This is a genomic window from Saccharothrix sp. ST-888 (genome assembly GCF_000955975.1).
Classification (GTDB): Bacteria; Actinomycetota; Actinomycetes; order Streptomycetales; family Streptomycetaceae; genus Kitasatospora.
Map to the genome: position 1 here is coordinate 1 of NZ_JYJF01000937.1, position 307 is coordinate 307.

Sequence of the window (307 nt, forward strand, 5' to 3'; positions counted from 1 at the left end):
GACATCTGCGGCATCACCATGCCGATCACCAAGCACAACTTCCTGGTCACCGACCCGGCCGAGATCCCCCGGGGGATCGCCGAGGGTTGCCTGATCGCCGTCACCGGCGCGGGGAAGGTGAGGGTGGGCGGCAGGGTGTCCGGCGCGGGGTCGCTGAGGATGGGGGCAGGACGGGCGGTGGGGGTGGCCTGCAGGGCGACCTTGGCGATGTCGACCAGGACCGGGCCAGGACGGCCGGGGGCGGCGATGTGGAAGGCCTCGGCGAGCACCCGGGGGGTTCAGGGGGGGTAGCTGACCAGCAAGTGGA

General features: G+C 72.0%; 1 pseudogene. It reads right to left on the reverse strand.

The features are described 5' to 3' along the window. Positions 1 to 269, reverse strand: a pseudogene (locus UK12_RS42625) (hypothetical protein); the annotation flags it as partial. Positions 270 to 307: the final 38 nt, after the last annotated feature.